General features: G+C 66.9%; 16 protein-coding genes. 8 read left to right on the forward strand and 8 right to left on the reverse strand.

The window, feature by feature from the left end:
* Positions 1-171: 171 nt before the first annotated feature.
* Genes hydA through A3M7_RS0140405 form a run of 5 tightly spaced genes read right to left on the reverse strand, consistent with a single transcriptional unit; the run spans position 172 to position 4,949 of the window.
* A complete protein-coding gene (hydA, locus tag A3M7_RS0140385; protein WP_027548990.1) occupies positions 172-1,581 on the reverse strand; it encodes a dihydropyrimidinase in 1,410 nt (469 codons plus the stop codon).
* An 11-nt stretch (positions 1,582-1,592) separates the two neighbouring features.
* Complete coding sequence (locus A3M7_RS0140390) at positions 1,593-2,330, reverse strand: aspartate/glutamate racemase family protein (protein WP_027548991.1); 738 nt, start codon at positions 2,328-2,330, stop codon at positions 1,593-1,595.
* 3 nt (positions 2,331-2,333) lie between these two features.
* Entirely contained in the window at positions 2,334-3,110 is a 777-nt protein-coding gene (locus tag A3M7_RS0140395) for an ABC transporter ATP-binding protein (protein WP_027548992.1), read from the reverse strand.
* A complete protein-coding gene (locus A3M7_RS0140400) occupies positions 3,110-3,961 on the reverse strand; it encodes an ABC transporter permease (protein WP_049823997.1) in 852 nt (283 codons plus the stop codon). The genes A3M7_RS0140395 and A3M7_RS0140400 overlap by 1 nt, the downstream gene beginning before the upstream one ends.
* Positions 3,945-4,949 (reverse strand): ABC transporter substrate-binding protein, encoded by a 1,005-nt coding sequence (locus A3M7_RS0140405; RefSeq protein WP_027548994.1) that lies wholly within the window; start codon positions 4,947-4,949, stop codon positions 3,945-3,947. Before A3M7_RS0140405 ends, A3M7_RS0140400 begins: the two co-directional genes overlap by 17 nt.
* A gap of 198 nt (positions 4,950-5,147) precedes the next feature.
* Here A3M7_RS0140405 and A3M7_RS0140410 point away from each other — a divergent pair, with 198 nt between their 5' ends.
* Complete coding sequence (locus tag A3M7_RS0140410; protein ID WP_049824010.1) at positions 5,148-5,858, forward strand: GntR family transcriptional regulator; 711 nt, start codon at positions 5,148-5,150, stop codon at positions 5,856-5,858.
* Between the two features lie 2 nt (positions 5,859-5,860).
* Positions 5,861-6,610 (forward strand): aspartate/glutamate racemase family protein, encoded by a 750-nt coding sequence (locus A3M7_RS0140415; protein ID WP_027548996.1) that lies wholly within the window; start codon positions 5,861-5,863, stop codon positions 6,608-6,610.
* Here the strand turns inward: A3M7_RS0140415 and A3M7_RS0140420 are convergent, their stop codons facing one another.
* Entirely contained in the window at positions 6,611-7,990 is a 1,380-nt protein-coding gene (locus A3M7_RS0140420; RefSeq protein WP_027548997.1) for an amidase, read from the reverse strand. It lies immediately after the preceding gene.
* Positions 7,991-8,078: 88 nt separating this feature from the next.
* On the opposite strand from A3M7_RS0140420, the gene A3M7_RS0140425 reads away from it, so the two are divergent.
* Genes A3M7_RS0140425 through A3M7_RS0140440 form a run of 4 tightly spaced genes read left to right on the forward strand, consistent with a single transcriptional unit; the run spans position 8,079 to position 11,948 of the window.
* Entirely contained in the window at positions 8,079-9,173 is a 1,095-nt protein-coding gene (locus A3M7_RS0140425; RefSeq protein WP_027548998.1) for an ABC transporter ATP-binding protein, read from the forward strand.
* Between the two features lie 30 nt (positions 9,174-9,203).
* Entirely contained in the window at positions 9,204-10,250 is a 1,047-nt protein-coding gene (locus A3M7_RS0140430) for an ABC transporter substrate-binding protein (protein ID WP_027548999.1), read from the forward strand.
* 19 nt (positions 10,251-10,269) lie between these two features.
* Positions 10,270-11,133, forward strand: a complete 864-nt coding sequence (locus tag A3M7_RS0140435) for an ABC transporter permease (RefSeq protein ID WP_027549000.1) — start codon at positions 10,270-10,272, stop codon at positions 11,131-11,133.
* Positions 11,133-11,948 carry an ABC transporter permease gene (locus A3M7_RS0140440; RefSeq protein ID WP_027549001.1) on the forward strand — a complete coding sequence of 272 codons (816 nt, stop codon included), beginning with the start codon at positions 11,133-11,135 and terminating at the stop codon, positions 11,946-11,948. The genes A3M7_RS0140435 and A3M7_RS0140440 overlap by 1 nt, the downstream gene beginning before the upstream one ends.
* Here A3M7_RS0140440 and A3M7_RS0140445 read toward each other — a convergent pair whose 3' ends face one another.
* A complete protein-coding gene (locus A3M7_RS0140445) occupies positions 11,949-12,284 on the reverse strand; it encodes a hydroxyisourate hydrolase (RefSeq protein ID WP_027549002.1) in 336 nt (111 codons plus the stop codon).
* Positions 12,285-12,310: 26 nt separating this feature from the next.
* Between A3M7_RS0140445 and A3M7_RS0140450 the strand changes: the two genes are divergently transcribed.
* Together A3M7_RS0140450 and A3M7_RS0140455 are read left to right on the forward strand one after the other, a co-directional pair.
* Positions 12,311-13,501 carry an MFS transporter gene (locus A3M7_RS0140450; protein ID WP_027549003.1) on the forward strand — a complete coding sequence of 397 codons (1,191 nt, stop codon included), beginning with the start codon at positions 12,311-12,313 and terminating at the stop codon, positions 13,499-13,501.
* A complete protein-coding gene (locus A3M7_RS0140455; RefSeq protein WP_027549004.1) occupies positions 13,482-14,849 on the forward strand; it encodes an amidase in 1,368 nt (455 codons plus the stop codon). The genes A3M7_RS0140450 and A3M7_RS0140455 overlap by 20 nt, the downstream gene beginning before the upstream one ends.
* Positions 14,850-15,002: 153 nt before the next feature.
* Here the strand turns inward: A3M7_RS0140455 and A3M7_RS0140460 are convergent, their stop codons facing one another.
* The gene (locus A3M7_RS0140460) at positions 15,003-16,424 is read right to left on the reverse strand and encodes a PepSY domain-containing protein (protein ID WP_027549005.1); all 1,422 of its coding nucleotides are present in this window, start codon (positions 16,422-16,424) and stop codon (positions 15,003-15,005) included.
* Between the last annotated feature and the right edge of the window lie 6 nt (positions 16,425-16,430).

Here is a 16,430-nt window from a genome sequence, read left to right on the forward strand (position 1 = left end):
CTTGCGGCGCGCCGCAAGGCAAGCACCTCAGGGTGACGGGGATAATATGGTGCTCGTAGCTGCCCCCGCTTCTTTGCGAGCGCATGGAGCGGAGCGGAATGCGAACGGCTGCCCCGGATTGCGCTTCGCTCCATCCGGGCTACGTGCTCCCACATCGAAACGATGTGAGGATCACACCAGGCTGGACTTGCCGCGGCTCAGCACTTCGCCCGCGCCCTTATCGCCGACGATCTTGCCGTGCTCGTACACCACGCGGCCGCGGGCAACCGTGGTGACGGGCCAGCCGGTGACGTCGAAGCCCTCCCACGGCGTATAGTCCGCGCCGTGATGCAGATCGGCCTGCTGGATCGGCTTCTTCAATTTGGGGTCCCACAGCACGATATCGGCATCGAAGCCGACACCGATCGAGCCCTTGCGCGGATAGAGGCCGTAGATGCGCGCATGGTTGGTTGCGGTCAGCTCGACGAACTTTTGCAGGCTGATCCTGCCCTTCGACACGCCCTCGGAGAACAGGATCGGCAGCCGCGTCTCGACGCCGGGAATGCCGTTGGGCACCCAGCGGAACGAGGTGCGTGCGTTCGGCGTCAGCTTGCCCCTGGGATCGTCGTAGCGGAACGGGCAATGGTCGGACGAGAAGGTCTGGAACACACCTGATGTGATGCCTTCCCAGATCGCCTGCTGGCTCTCGGCGTCGCGCGGCGGCGGCGAGCAGACGTATTTCGCGCCCGTAATGTCCATGTTCAGGCCCTTCATGTCGTCGGCCGTCAGCGTGATGTATTGCGGACAGGTCTCCGCATGCACCGGCAACCCGCGCTGCTGCGCCCAGCGCACCTGCTCCATCGCCTCGCGCCCGGAGACGTGCACGATCATGATGGGAACGCCGATCACCTCGGCATGGCTGATGGCGCGATGCGTCGCCTCGCGCTCGACCGCCTGCGGCCGCGAGACGCCGTGATAATAAGGCGCGAGATGGCCTTCGCGCTCCAGCTTCGTGGTGAGGAAGCGGATGGCGTCGTAGCCCTCGCAATGGACCATCACCAGCGCCTCCTCGCGGCGCGCGACGTCGAAGACCTCGAGCAGCTGCTTGTCGCTGAGCACGAGGTCGTCATAGGTCATGAACACCTTGAACGAGGTGTAGCCGTCCTTGACCAGGGCCGGCAGTTCCTGACCGAGCACGACCGCGGTCGGATCGGAGATGATGAGATGGAAGGCGGTGTCGATGTAGCACTCGCCTTCGGCGAGCTTGCGGTAGTTCTCGACGCAGGTCCGCAGCGAGGTGCCCTTCTCCTGAAGCGCAAAGGGCAGCACCATGGTGTTGCCACCGGCCGCCGCCGCGCGTGTCGCCGAGGCGAAATCGTCGGCCATCACGACGTCGGGGCCGGAAGCTTGCGAGATGTGGACGTGGCTGTCGATCCCGCCCGGCAGCGCCAGCAGGCCCGTCGCGTCGATCTCGCGCGCCGCGCCCTCGAGATGATCGGCAATGCTGACGATGCGGCCGTCGCGGATGCCGATATCCGCACGAAATTCGTCGCTGGCCGTCACGATGGTGCCGCCGCGAATGGCGAGATCGAGCTGGGTCACTTGCGTCTCCGTCACTTGATGACCGCTGATGTCTGGAATATCCGGCCCCAATCGGCAAGAGCCTTGGTGTCACCCCCGGCGAGGCTCAGGGTCCGCCAAAGTGTGACCGCAACCGAGTCCAGCACCGCAATATCCAGTTGCCGCTCGAGCGAGGCCGCAAGCGCCGCGCCGTCAAGATTGGTGCAGAGGATGACGACGGCGTCGGCACCCTCAGCCGCGGCCGCGCGGATCATGCCGGCAATCGTCGCAGGCGCGACCTCGCCGAAGGAGAAATTGTCGCGCAGTCCGAGGTGCCGCTCCGTGTGGGGGGCGATCCCCTCCTCGGCCCAGACATCGCCGATCCGCCGCTGCACGTCGTCGGTGTAGGGCGAGACGAGGCCGACCCGTTTGGCGCCGAGCGCACGGGCGGCATCGATGCAGGCGAGCGTCGACGTGGTGGCCGGCACGCCTGTGCGTGCCGTGATCGCCTCGCAAAGGCTCCGGTCGCGGCCGATGCCGAGCCAGCTTGCGGACGTGCCGTTCCAGGCGATGGCGTCGACCTTGGCATCCGCCAGCAGGTCCGCCGCCGGCAGCATCACCGAGGCGTCGAACTGGCTCAGCGCAGCGGCGTCCAGCGCAATCTCGGTGACGCGGAAGCGCGAGAAATGCGCGGTGATACCAGCCACGCCATGCAGCATGGCGCTGGTGACGGGCTCGAGCACCGAGTTGGAGGACGGCGTGATCATGCCGAGACGCTTGCGCATGACCATACTCTACGACGCCTGCGCGAGGCGCGTCGACTCCTCGCGGATCAAAGCCAGGATGTGGCGCTTGGCGTCGTTGAATTCGGGGCTGGTGATGTCCCGCGGGCGCGGCAGGTCGAAATTGACGGCCTCGCGGATCCGGCCCGGCCGCTTCGTCATCACCACGATCTTGTTGCCGAGCACCAGCGCCTCGTCGACGCTGTGGGTGACGAACACGATGGTGCAGCGGCGCTTCTGCCAGATCGCGACCAGCTCCTCCTGCATTTCGAGCTTGGTCTGGGCGTCCAGCGCCGCGAACGGCTCGTCCATCAGGATGACGCCCGGGTTCATCAGGAGGGCGCGGGCGATGCCGACGCGCTGGTTCATGCCGCCGGACATTTCGGAAGGATGATGGTGCTCGAAACCGCTGAGGCCGACGAGATCGATGAACTCCATGGCGCGGTGGTGCCGCTCGGCCTTGCTGATGCCCTTGAGCTTGAGGTGGAAGGCGATGTTGTCGATCGCCGTCAGCCACGGCATCAGGGTCGGCTGCTGGAACACCACGCCGCGGTCCGAGCCGGGCCGCTCCACCTGCTTGCCGCCAACCAGCGTGCGGCCGGAGGTCGCCTGCTCGAAACCGGCGATGATGTTGAGCAGGGTTGACTTGCCGCAGCCGGACGGGCCGAGCAGACAGACGAAGTCATTGGCCTCGATGTCGAGATTGATGTTGTCCAGCGTCAGGAGATCGCGGCCCCGCCGCTTGTCGGAGAACACTTTTACGATGTTGCGAAGCTCGATTGCCGCCATCAGCCTGCCCTGCCCTGCACGGTGGTCGTCTGCTGCCAGCGCAGCGTGCGCGCCATGATCGCCTTGAGGCCGAGGTCGGAGAGATAGCCGAGCAGCCCAATCGAAATCATCGCAGCTAACACGATGTCGTAGCGCAGGAAGTAGTAGGAATCCCACAGCACGTAGCCGAGGCCGCTCTTGACCGCGACCATCTCGGCGGTGACCGTCAGCATCCAGGCCGATCCGACCGCGATGCGCAGGCCTGCGAAGATCGAGGGCAATGCCGCCGGCAGCACGATGTCGGTCAGCATCTGCCGCTGGCTTGCGCCCATCATCGCCCCGGCACGCACGAGATTGTGGTCCACGGTCTTGACGCCGTGAATGCTGTTCATCAGCACGGGAAAGAAGGCGCCGAGGAAGACCAGGAAGATCGCCGGCTTGTCGGCAATGCCGAACCAGATGATCGCGAGCGGGATCCATGACACCGGCGGGATCGGACGCAGCATCTGGAGCGTCGGCTCCAGCGTCTTCTCGAACAGGCGCGACCAGCCGATCGCGACGCCGGCGAGGATGCCGAGCGCGCTTGCCAGCGCAAAGCCGCCGAACACGCGAAGAGCGCTGGCGAGCGCATCGCGCAGCCAGTGGCCCGAATAGGTCTGCGTGGTCTCGTCGAAGCCGAACACCCAGTCACCGAGCGCATGCAGCACCGCGCTCGGCGCCGGCAGCAGCGCCGGCGGCAGCATGCCGCTACGGGCGAAGGCCTCCCAACCGGCGATCAGCAGCGCGGGGACGACGACGCGTTCGAGCCCCTGAAACGCCCGTGTCAGCCGGAACGCGCCCCTTGCCGGCGCGGCGTCAATAACCGAGGTCATTCTTGGCTTTTCCCGTGGCCTGCTCCAGGAACGAATAGTCCATGTTCTTCTCCGCGTCCGCGGAGACGTCCTTCGCAATGTATTTGAGGTCGCGCATCATCGCGGCGATCGCGAGCGTCTGCGCGCGATGGATCGCGGGATCCGGCGAGGCATTCTTCAGCGCTTCGGTCGCCACCGTCTTGTCGAGGCCGGTGAGCTTGTTGATGACGTCGATCCACAGCGCCTTGTCGGCGATCAGCTTGTTGTCGAGCTCGACCACCGCGGTGACGACGCCCTGGACGCCGGCGCGCTGGCTGGCGATCACGTCGGATCGGGTGACGATGAGGTTGGTCAGATTGCCGGCGGCCTGGTCGTAGGGCAGCACGAAGTGCTTGCCGGCGCCGGCGAGCCTGATCTGCGAGGCGAACGGCTCGACCGAGCAGATCAAGTCGACCTCGCCGCGCTGCAAGGCTGCGAGGTGGTCCGACGGATTGGGAATGTTGATGAACTGGATGTCCTTGTTGGGATCGACGCCCTGCTTGAGGAACGCGCCGCGCATGTGGATGTCCTGCGCATTGCCGCGGGACGCTGCGACCTTCAGCGGCTGGCCGTCGCTCTTCGCCTTCAGAGCGGTCGCCTTGAACGTGGCCCAGTCCTCCGGCGGCAGGTTCAGCTTCGCGGAGGAGAGGCATTCCGAGCCGCCATTGATCTGGCCGGACACGGCGACGACGTCAAAGCCTTTGTCGAGCGCGGTGATGTAGTGGAGGTAGGTGACCTGCGCGACGTCGATGCTCTTCGACACCAAAGCGGTGAGAACGTCATTGCCCGAGTTGAAGCCGGTGGCCTCGACCTCGACACCCTTCGCCATGCCTGCAATGAGCGACATCGGCAGGCAGTGTGCACATTTGGCGTAACCGAGCTTGATCTTGGCGGTCTGCGCGGAGGCGAGATCGCTTCCACCGAACATCGCCGCCATCACCACGAGGCCCCATCGCAAACTCGTCCGCATCGCTTACTCCGTTTCGAAGGCGCGAGGTCTCGCGCGTCGTGAGAGATCATCGGTCGGCCTTTGCGGCAGCGCAACGGGGATTCTGCATGCTGCATACAATTTGCGCGTTGTGCCATTGTTTTCAGCGAGATGCGTCGATATTTTGAGCAAGTCAAAGGGCTGGAAACGGCTAAGATGAGCGGAAGCAGTGAGGCACGCGTGCAGCAGAAATCGGAAGCGCCGAAGGGACGAAAGTCGCCCAAACTCAAGCGGATGGGCCTGCATGAGCGCGCCGCCGCGCGGATGCGGACGATGATCATCCGTGGCGAGCTGCCGCCGGGATCGCAGACCCAGGAGACCAGGCTGTCGAAAGAGCTGGGCGTGTCGCGCACCCCCTTGCGCGAGGCGATGAAGGTGCTGGCGGCGGAAGGGTTGATCGAGCTGCGCCCGAATCGCAGCCCCCGCATCGCCGACATCGCCGTTGACGGCATCTCGGAACTGTTCGAGGCGCTGGCCGGCATCGAACGGCTGGCCGCAGAGCTTGCCGCGGAGCGCGCCACCGATCGCGATCTCGCCCGCCTGCGCACGCTTCAGACCCGCATGGAGGGTCATCACCGCAACGGCAAGCTCGACGATTACTTCGCCATCAACGGCGAGATCCACAACACCATCGTCCGCATGGCGCGCAACACGCCGCTGCGCGAGGCGCACGAGACGCTGATCTCCCGCGCCGAACGCGCGCGCTACCTCGCGCTCGGCGCTAACAGCCGCTGGAGCAATTCGGTCGACGAGCACGCCGACATCCTGGCAGCGCTCGAGGCGCGCGACAGCGAAGCGGCCGGCCGCCTGCTCGGCGCCCATGTCCGGCGCACCGGCACCGCCCTGCTCGAAGTGATCGCCACCTCTCAAGCCAAGCAGACGGCGGCGTGACCATGAAGCTGCTGCTGCTCAACCCCAACACCAGCGCCGAAGTCACGCAGCTGATGATGCGGGTCGGGCAGCGCGCGGTCTCGCCCGGCACGGAGCTGATCCCCTGCACCGCGACCCGCGGCGTGCCCTATATCGCGACGCGGACCGAGGCGCAGATCGGCGGCGCCATTGCGCTGGAGATGCTGGCCGAACAGCACAACAAGGTCGATGCCGCGATCATCGCCGCCTTCGGCGATCCCGGCCTGTTCGCCGCGCGCGAGACCTTCGACATTCCCGTGGTCGGCATGGCGGAAGCGGCGATGCTGACGGCGTGCATGGCCGGCCGCCGCTTCGCCATCATCACCTTCGCCCAGGCGTTGGGGCCCTGGTACGAAGAGTGCGTCCGCGCCCACGGGCTGTGGGATCGCTGCGCCGGCATCCGCATGCTCGACACGCCGTTCCAGGCGATCTCCGAGGTCGGCACCGAGAAGGAGAATGTGCTGGTCGATCTCGCGCAGCGCGCCATCGTCGAGGACGAGGCCGACGTGCTGATCTTCGCCGGCGCACCGCTCTCGGGCCTTGCCGAACGCGTCGCCGACCGGGTCCCCGTCCCAGTGGTCGATCAGGTCATTGCCGCCGTGAAGCAGGCCGAGGCGCTGGTGGCGCTGCGCCTGCGCAAGGCGACGGTGGGCACGTTCCGCCGGCCCGCCGCCAAGCCGACCATCGGTCTTGCCGACGCGCTCGCCGCCCGGCTCGAGCATCGCGACAGCTGATCAGAGGGGCGGCCGGCGATGCGAAAAACCCAATTCGTTCTCGATGATACGGCCGAAGGCAAACAAGCGGGATTCGCATCCCGGCGGCGCGATGATCTGGATGCCGAACGGCAGCTCGTTCACCTGGCGCCGCGCCGGCAAGGTCAGGACCGGAAAGCCCACCAGCGACACGATGAAGGTGACGGCGAGATAGTCGATCGGCGTCTGCAGCGGAGCACCGTCGATGGCGGTGACATCGCTGATCTCGTTCGGCCAGGGCAAGACCAATGCCGCCGGCGCGACCAGGAAGTCGGCGCGCGTGAACAGCTCGCGAAAGCTGCGGTAGATCGCCGTGCGGCGGCGCTCGGCGTTGAGATAATCTTCGGCGGAGAGTTTTGCGCCCGCCTCGATGTTCCAGATCACGGTGGGCGTGAGCTCGGCGCGGCGCGTTCTCAGCAGATCACCATAATTGTTGGCAATGTGAGCGGCGCGCAACGTGCGAAAGGTCTCGATCGCGCCGCCGCAATCGGGCGACGACGGCACGAGATCGGCGATGCGCGCGAGCTCGTCGCAGGCGGAGGCGAAACGGGCGCGAACGTCGCGCGCAACCGGCGCCACGCCGAAATCGGGCGTGACGGCGATCCGGGGACGTCCTGCGATCGCCCGATCGTCACTGACAATTCCGGCCGAGAGCGGATCATGCGCGTCGCTTCCCCCGCAGACCGACAGCGCAAGTTCGAGGTCGTCGACGCTGCGAGCGAGGAAGCCGTGGGTGGCCAGCATGTCCCAGCCGAGCGGACGGCGCGGCGACGGAATGCGGCCGGGCGTCGGCCGGATCGAGGCGACGTCGCAGAAGCTGGCGGGCGTGCGCACGGAGCCGCCGAAATCAGTGCCATGCGCCAGCGGCACCATGCCGGCCGCGACAGCAACGGCAGAGCCGCCCGACGATCCGCCGGAGGTCAGCGCGGGATCGAAGGGATTGCGCGTCGGCCCGCACAACCGGTTGGTGCAGACCGCACCGAAGCCGAATTCCGGCGTGTTGGTCTTTCCCAGAATGATGGCACCGGCGCGCCGCAGCCGCGCGACCACGAGATCGTCCTCGGCCGGGACATGATCGCGGAACAGAGCCGATCCGTAAGTTGTCGTGATTCCGCCGGTGTCGGTGAGGTCCTTGATCCCCATCGGCACGCCATGCAGGGGTCCGATCGGCGCGGGCGCGGCATCGCAGATGTCCGCCGCACGTCGGGCGCCCTCCGCATCGACCGTGACGAACGCCGCCAATCGGGTATCGAGGTCCGCAATCCGTGCGAGGTGCACCTCGACGGCCTCACGCGAGGACAGTTCGCCCCTGGCGATGGCACGCGCAAGCTCCGTGGACGTGAGGTCGCAAACCGATGTCATCGGGCCACCATGTCAAAACGCGCATCGAAAGGCGAGCGCTTCGGGCACGAGACTTGCTTTCTCCTCTGCAGCAACGGGAGGCAACACCATGGCTGATGCGCCAAGCGGACGTTCGCTCGTCGTCGACGCCGTCACGCACCGCTATCCGAGCGGCGCACTCGCGGTCGAGAACATCAATCTCGACATCAAGGGCGGCGAGATCATCGCCCTGCTCGGCCCGTCAGGCTGCGGCAAGACCACCCTGCTGCGGATCATCGCCGGTTTCATCGCGCAGACGCAAGGGCGGATCATCATCGGCGACGACATCGTCGATACGCTGCCGCCGAACCGCCGCGCCGTCGGCATCGTGTTCCAGAACTACGCGCTGTTTCCGCACCTGTCGATCAGCGAGAACGTCGCCTACGGGCTCGCCGCGCGCGGCATCGACAAGGCGAGCCGCCAGCGCGAGGCGCAGCGCCTGCTGGAGCTGGTGCAATTGCCTGCAATGGCCGAGCGGCTGCCGCGGCAACTCTCCGGCGGCCAGCAGCAGCGCGTGGCGCTGGCCCGCGCGCTCGCGATCAAGCCGTCGATCCTGCTGCTCGACGAGCCCTTTGCCGCGCTCGACAAGAATTTGCGGCTCGACATGCAGATCGAGGTCAAGCGGCTGCAACGCGTCTCCGGCATCACCACGCTGATCGTGACGCACGACCAGGAAGAGGCGCTGTCGATGGCCGACCGCGTCGCCGTGCTGAGCCATGGCAAGCTCGAGCAGTTCGGATCGCCGTCCGACGTTTACGATCGTCCGCAGACGCTGTTCGTCAACACCTTCGTTGGCTCGACCAACCGCATGCCCGGTGTCGTGGTCTCGGCGGACCGCACCGCCGCCAAGGTGCGTCTCGATGCCGGCGCGGAGATCATCGCACGGCCCGCCGGCGGCGCGCTCGCCGAAGGTGGCCGCGTCACCGTCTGCATCCGGCCCGAGCACCTGCAATTCGTCGGCGACGAAGCCGGCTTCGCCGGCGTGGTCGGCATGTCGCTGCCGCTGGGTGCCACCGTCGTCCACGAAGTCACGACCGCCGACGGCTCCGGCGTCAAGGTCTCCCAGGCGCGCATCGGCGAGACGCGCGCGCTGGAGAACGGCGCCGCGGTGCGCCTCGCACCGCTCGCCCCGTCGCTCGCCAACGCCTTTCCCGCAACGCTTTAGATCCAGTCCTTGTTCAGAGGGAGTTCGAATATGATCATGAACCGCCGAAGCCTGATGACGACCGCACTCACACTCGGCGCCATGAAGGCGTTTCCGGGCCTGAGCTTCGCCCAGGCCCGCCCGCTGGTGTTTGCGACCTTCACCGGAAGCTGGGAGGAAGCGCACAAGGCCGTGCTGGTGCCGGCCTTCCGCAAAGCCAACGCGGACGCCGCGATGGTGCTCGATCCCATGCTCTCGGTCGACCAGATCGCGAAGGTCAATGCCGCCAAGGCCAATCCGCCGATCGACGTCATGCTGCACGATCCCGGCCCCGCCCTCGTCGCGATCGGCCAGGATCTGGTTGAACCCTATCCGGTCGAGAAGAGCGCCTCTTACAAGGACCTGATCGCCGAGGCGCAGGAGCCGATGGGCCCCGCCCCGTTCTTCCAGGTCGTCGGCCTCACCTACAATCCGGAAGCCGTCAAGACGCCGCCGACCTCCTGGGCCGATCTCTGGAAGCCGGAATTCAAGGGCCGCGTCGGCATCACCAACCTCAACTCGACGCTCGGCACCGGATGGCTGGTCGAGATCGCCAAGATGCGCGGCGGCTCGGAGGCCAATGTCGATCCCGGCTTCAAGGCGCTGGAAGAGCTGAAGCCCAATCTCGCGGCCGTGGCCGCCAATCCCGGCGCGCTCGCCACCCTGTTCCAGCAAGGCCAGATCGACATCTCGCCCGGCAATTTCAACGCCATCCAGATCCTGAAAGCGCGCGGCGTGCCGGTCGAGTTCGTGGCCCCGAAGGAAGGCGCCATCGCCTTCAAGACCACGATCCACATCGTCAAGAACTCGCCGAACCGCGAGCTCGCCTTCAAGCTGATCGAGGCGGCGCTGACGCCGGAGGTGCAGACCACGCTGATGAACCCGCCCTACCTGATCGTGCCCACCAACTCCAAGGTGACGATGGGCGGCGAGATCGCGCGCGTGCTCGCCAAGGACACGGCCGAACTGAAGCAGAAGTTCGTGTTCCAGGACTGGAAGAAGATCAACGAGCAGCGCTCGGCCTGGATCGAGCGCTTCAACCGCGAGATCAAGATCTGAGAGCGTTGAGGACCTGACGATGGGTGCAGCACCGGCATCACGGGACGTGACCTCCTACGGGATGGGATTGGCAGTGCCGCTGGCGCTGTTCTTCCTGGTCTTCTTCGTGGCGCCGCTGCTGCAACTGCTCTGGCTCTCGCTTCACAACGACACGGCCGGGCTCCATTGGGGGCTCGGCCAGTATCTGCACTTCCTCACCGATCCCTTCAGCTTAGGGGTGCTCGGCTCGACGCTGCTGCTGGGCGCCGAGGTGACGGCCGTGTGCCTCGTGCTAGGTTTTCCCATTGCCTGGCTCTACCAGCGGGTCGGGCCGCGGCTTCAGACCATCATCATCCTGATCGTGCTGCTGCCGCTCCTGACCAGCGTCGTGGTGCGCACCTTCGCCTGGATCGTCATCCTGGGCCGCCAGGGCATCATCAACGCCACACTGCAATCGCTCGGCATCATCAATACGCCCTTGAAGCTGCTCTACACCCAGTTCGGCGTCGTGATTGCGCTGGCGCAGGTGCAGATGCCGCTGATGACCCTGCCGCTGATCACGGCGCTCGGCCGGATCGATCCCAACCTCGACGATGCCTCCTGCTCGCTCGGCGCTGGGAGCTGGCGGACTTTCTTCAGGATCGTGCTGCCGCTGTCTTTGCCCGGCGTGATCGCCGGCTGCACGCTGACCTATGCCGCCGCGATCACGGCGTTCATCACCCAGTCGCTGATCGGCGGCGGGCAGATGTTGTTCATGCCGATGTATCTCTATCAGCAGGCCTCGACGCTTCAGAACTGGCCCTTTGCATCCGCGATCTCGATCATCTTCCTGCTCGCCGTGCTCGCGGTCGTCTCAGTCTTCACCACGCTCGGCCGCCTGTCGCGCGGCTATGGAGGCGCGTGATGAGCAGTCGCAAGCGCACCCTGGAGGCGATCAGCTTCGAGCTGGTCATGACCGTGATCGCGGTGATCGCGCTGATCATCATCATCGCGCCGTCGCTGGTGGTGCTGATCGTCTCCTTCACCAGCGGCTTCTCGCTGCGGTTCCCGCCGCCGGGCTATTCGCTGCGCTGGTACGCCGAACTGTGGAATGCCTGGCAGCTGCACTTCGCGGCCAAGAACAGCTTCATCGTCGCGCTGTGGGCGACGGGCCTGTCCGTCGTCCTCGGCGTCGCCGCCGCGCTTGCGATCTCGCGCTCGCGGACGCTGTCGGCACGGCTGCTCGATTCGCTCTTCATGTCGCCGCTGGTCCTGCCGGCGCTGGCCTTCGGGCTTGCCGCCCTGATGCTGTTCTCACTGGTCGGCCTGCCGGTGTCGCCGCTGACGCTGGTGATCGGCCACACCGTGGTCTGCGTCCCCTATGTGGTGCGCAACACGATCGCAGCGCTCGCCCAGCTCGAGCCGACTTTGCTTGAGAGCTCGGCGGTGCTGGGCGCAAGCCGGCTCTATACGTTCCGCCGGATCGTGCTGCCGCTGATCCGGCCGGGCATCATCGCGGGCGCCTTCATCGCCTTCATGTCATCCTTCGACAACGTGCCGGTCTCGCTGTTCCTGCGCGATGCCGCGACCGACATGCTGCCGATCCGGATGTGGCAGGATCTCGAGGGCAAGCTGGATGTCACCATCGCCGCGCTGTCGGGTGTGCTGATCATCGCGACTGTCGCGCTGGTCGCCGTCATGGAGCGCGTCACGGGCCTGTCGCGGCGGCTGACGAACTGATCAGGCGCCGCGGAACAGCGAATAACCCCAGCGCGTGAATTTCAGCGGCAGGTGAAAATGCTCGTCGACCTCCTTGATGCGGAAGCGGAACGGCGTCACCGTGAGAAAACCGCCGCTGTCGCTAAAGAACTCGCCGAGATGAAACAGGACCTCGTACTCGCCGGCCGTCACGCCGGCGCCTTGCGCAATAGGGTGATCGAGCACGCCATTGGCGCCGAGCCGCCCGTCGGCGATGCGCGAGGAGTCGGGATCGATCCGCCAGATTTCGACGCGCAGCCCCTGCGCGGGCTGTCCGCTTGCCACATCGACCGCGTGAATGGAAATACCGCCTGCCACCATGTTCCTCCGCTGAGCGCGCCACCATGATAGACGGAAACGCTGCCGCTCGGCCAGCACTGCTGCCAGCCCTGGGCGCGATGACCTGGCTCCAGGCGCTGGTCGCTCTCGCCTTGTTCGCGCCCGGCGTGGTCGCGCCGCGCGCCCATATCGAGGTCTGGCAGCTCTCGATGTTCTCATGCGCGGTATTCGCTGTCGGCATCCCCGCCTCGTTCTGGGGCGGCGGCTTCATCGCGCGGGTCGGCTCGCTGCGGATCGCGAGCCTGTGCGCGGCGGCCATCGTCGTCGGCATGGCGCTGGCTTCACTCGGATCGAGCGCCGCCCTGCTGGCCGCAGGGCTCTGCCTCGGCCTCGCCATGGGGCCCGAGACGCCCGCAAGCGCGGCGCTGCTGGCGCGGCTGGTGACCGCCGAGCGCCGCGCCTTCGTCTTCTCGGTGCGGCAGACCGGCAACCAGATCGGCGCGGTCTGCGGCTCGCTAGCCCTGCCTGCGATCGCCATCGCGTTCGGGCCGGCCTGGTGCTATGCGGCCGTTGCCGCCCTGGCGCTGCTCGCGATCGTGCTGTTCGAATGGCTGCGGCCGGCCTATGCCGGCAAGATCGTGCCGCCTCCCAAGCTCGATCTCCGCGCGCGGCTGGCGCTGATGACGGCCGACCGGCGCATCGCGATGCTGGCGCTGGCCTCGATGCCGTTCAGCGCGATGCAGGTGTCGCTCAACACGGTGTTCGTCACACTCGGCACGAGCGAGCTCGGCCTCAGCCACATCGAGGCCGGCATGGCGCTCGCCTGCGCGCAAGCCGGCGGCCTCGTCGGCCGGCTCGGCTGGGGCTACGTCGCCATGCGCCTCGACGCCTCCCGCGCCGTGCTCGTCGTCATCGGCCTCGGCATGGCCTTCTGCGCTGCGCTGCTTGGCCTCGACGGCGGATCGCTCGGCCGCACCTGGCAGTTCGCAGTGGTGGCGCTGTTTGGCCTGACGGCGTCAGGCTGGAACGGCGTCTTCATCGCCGAGATCGCCCGCCTCGCCCCACAGGACCGGATCGGCGAGACCACCGGCGCGGTGCTGACCGCGTCCTATGCCGGTTTGCTGGCGGCGCCGGCCGTGGTCTCGATCCTGGATGGTGTGGCCGGGCTTGGCGCGGCGTTCTTCGCCTTGGCGTGCCTCGCCCTCTGCGGCACAGTGGCGCTGATCTGGGGAGGCCATGACAAAGCCAGCACATAGCGCCCGCGAGATCGCGGCCGATGTCGCGGCCGGACGGACGAGCGCCGTCGAGACAGCGAAGGCCGCGCTCGCGCGCATCGAGGCCGCCAAGGCGTTGAACGCGGTGGTCACGACCGATCCCGCGCGCACGCTGGCCGATGCCGCCGCGGTCGACGAGCGCCTGCGTGCCGGCGAGACGATGCCGCTCGCCGGCGTGCCCATCGTCGTCAAGGACAACATCTGGGCCAGCGGCTGGCGTATCACGCAGGGCTCGCGCCTGTTTTGCGATTTCATCGCGCCACAGGATGCGATTGCAGTCGAGCGGCTGCGCAAGGCCGGCGCGGTCGTCGCCGGCATCGGCGCCACCTCCGAGTTCGCCAGCAAAGGCGTCACCACATCGCCGCTGTTCGGCCCGACACGTCATCCCCTCGATCCCGCGTTGACGCCGGGCGGCTCGTCTGGCGGACCGGCCGCGGCCGTCGCCGCCGGCCTCGTGCCGCTCGCGATCGGCACCGACGCGGGCGGCTCCAGCCGCAGGCCGCCGGCCCATGTCGGCGTCGCCGGCTTCAAGCCGTCCTATGGCGCGATCCCCTATGGGCCCGGCTTCGCCGAGCCGTTCTTCGGCCTCTCCGTCATCGCACCGATCGCGGCCGATGTTGCCGATATCGCGCTGGCGTTCGAGACGATGGCCGGCGTCGATCCGCGCGATCCAGATTCCGCAGTCATCGCGCAGGGGGCCGATGATCCCGCCGGCCTGCGCATCGCGTTCTCCCCGCGCCTCGGGCTTGATGTCGCCGTCGATGATGTGGTCGCCAATGGACTCGTTTCTGCCATCGCGCGGCTAGCCGCTGCAGGCTTGCCTATTTCGCAGCGCGATCCCGTCTGGCCCGCCGGCGCGACGGAAGACGCCCTCATGCCGCTTCAGCATGCCGGCCTCGCCGCGCTCCATGGCGACGCCTTCCGCAAGGACCCGACTGTCTTCGATCCTGATATCGCCAGGCAGATCGAGCGAGGGCTCGCCTGGTCAGGCGCGGACGTTGCGGGTGCGCTGGTCGCAAGCGCCGCGATCGCCAATGCCTTCGCGGCGTTCTTCACCGAGGTCGACCTGCTGCTCACGCCGACTGTTCCTTGCGTCGCATGGCCGTTCACCCAGCTCGGACCCGACTTGATCGGCGGCCGTGCGGCGAGCCCGCGCGGGCATGCCGTGTTCACGCCCTTCGTCAATCACGCTCGCCTGCCGGCGATTTCGCTTCCGTGCGGGACCGATTCCCACGGGCTTCCGTTCGGCCTCCAGATCATCGCCCGGCGCGGCCAGGACCGCACGCTGCTGCGCGCCGCCCGGCAGATCGAGGCGCTGTTGCAGGCGTAGCGACGATTTCGGAATAATAGCAATATACCCCTGTTTTGCCCGACGGGTCAAATCGCGTCGACACGTGCGTAAGCCGTTGATTCCATTATCACCGGCTACTGTGCATGGGGTTGTTTTCGCGCTTTTTGTTTATCGGGCGCCGCACGCGCCCGTCTAGCCGGCGAATGACAGACGCAACCGCCGCCACCCGATGACAATTCCGGTGATCGAGAACACAAGCCCGAGCGCGCAGAGGCCGACGATCAGGACATCGCGCAAACGCGGATGCGCCAACAGGACCGGAAAGTCGAGCGTGTGCAGCGCGCCGTAGAACCAGCGATAGGCCCGCCGCGACGCATCCAGCCTTTGCAGCACGCGGCCGTCGGCGCTGTCGATGTCGAACCAGACGTCGCCGCAGCGGGCACGGTAGACAGGCGCACCCGGGACAATGGATTGCGCGGGATAGTCGTCATTGACCGCAAGAACGGACGGCGCGCTGCAGCCGGCCGCAAGGCGCGTCATCCAACTCTCGACCTCTTGCGCGCTGAACACGCCTGCCTCTCGGACGTTCAGCCGGACCAAAACCTGCTGGTCGAGACCAATCCGTTCGCGTCGATAGACCATGCCGTTGAAGCCAAGCCATTCGACTTCGCGGGCTGAGGACGATACCGGCTTCCCATCGAGCGAGGCGGCCGTCTTCCAGTCCGGCAAGGCGTTCGTCACGCCGGCCTCAGCCGGGGTCAACTGCCCGCGCGAGAACAGCCGGCCGTGGTCCATCGAGAGCCAGCCGCTGAAGATCCAGGTCAGCACGAAGGCTGTCGCCGCCAGGCCGACGATGTGATGCAGAGCATGCCAGCCGCGATAGGGCGAGGAGATCTGACGTCCCTGCACCCTCACCCGCGCGATCCCGAGCACCGCCCCCAACATCGCCGCGATCAGAGCCAGCAGCGATAGCGTCCAGACCACGCCGTCCCACAGCGCCCAGTTGCTTCTCAGAACCGTCGGGTAGATCCAGTGCAGCACGCTGCCGACGAGATTCCAGCCGCGCTCGCTCCGCGTCGTATCCAGGACGATTTCGCCAGTACGGGACGAGACGTAGATCTCCGTTCCGGCGGCATCGCCAAGCGCCGCGCGAAACAGCGGCCGGTGGCGATCAAAGCCGTTCGGTACGCTCCATTGATCGTAGTCCGCGTGCGCAACGATCGCCGTATGCGCGGCATCGAGCCCGCGTTGGCGCGCATGCGCCTGCGCGATGGCGAGCGCGACCTCGGGCGACGACACCGACGCATCCTGCCGGTCGGAAGCGCGGACCGCGCGCGAACGCGAGGGCCCCGACACGATGTAGACGGGTCCGTCGCTCCGCTGGATCAGGCGCACACGCGTTGCGTCCGCGATCCCGCTCGCAGCCACGGCATCGGCAACCGCCATGGCGGCCTGCACGCGCTCGACCGGAGCAAGGCCGGCAAAACGTTCCGCTTCCGTCAACGACGGGAACGGAACGAAATGCATCACGATCCCCGTGGCGAACCACATCGCGAACAGCAGGCAGAACGCGATCCCGAGCCAGCGATGCAGCAGGACGATCGCGCCCATCATGCGCTC

This window comes from Bradyrhizobium sp. WSM2254, from assembly GCF_000472645.1.
GTDB lineage: Bacteria > Pseudomonadota > Alphaproteobacteria > Rhizobiales > Xanthobacteraceae > Bradyrhizobium > Bradyrhizobium niftali.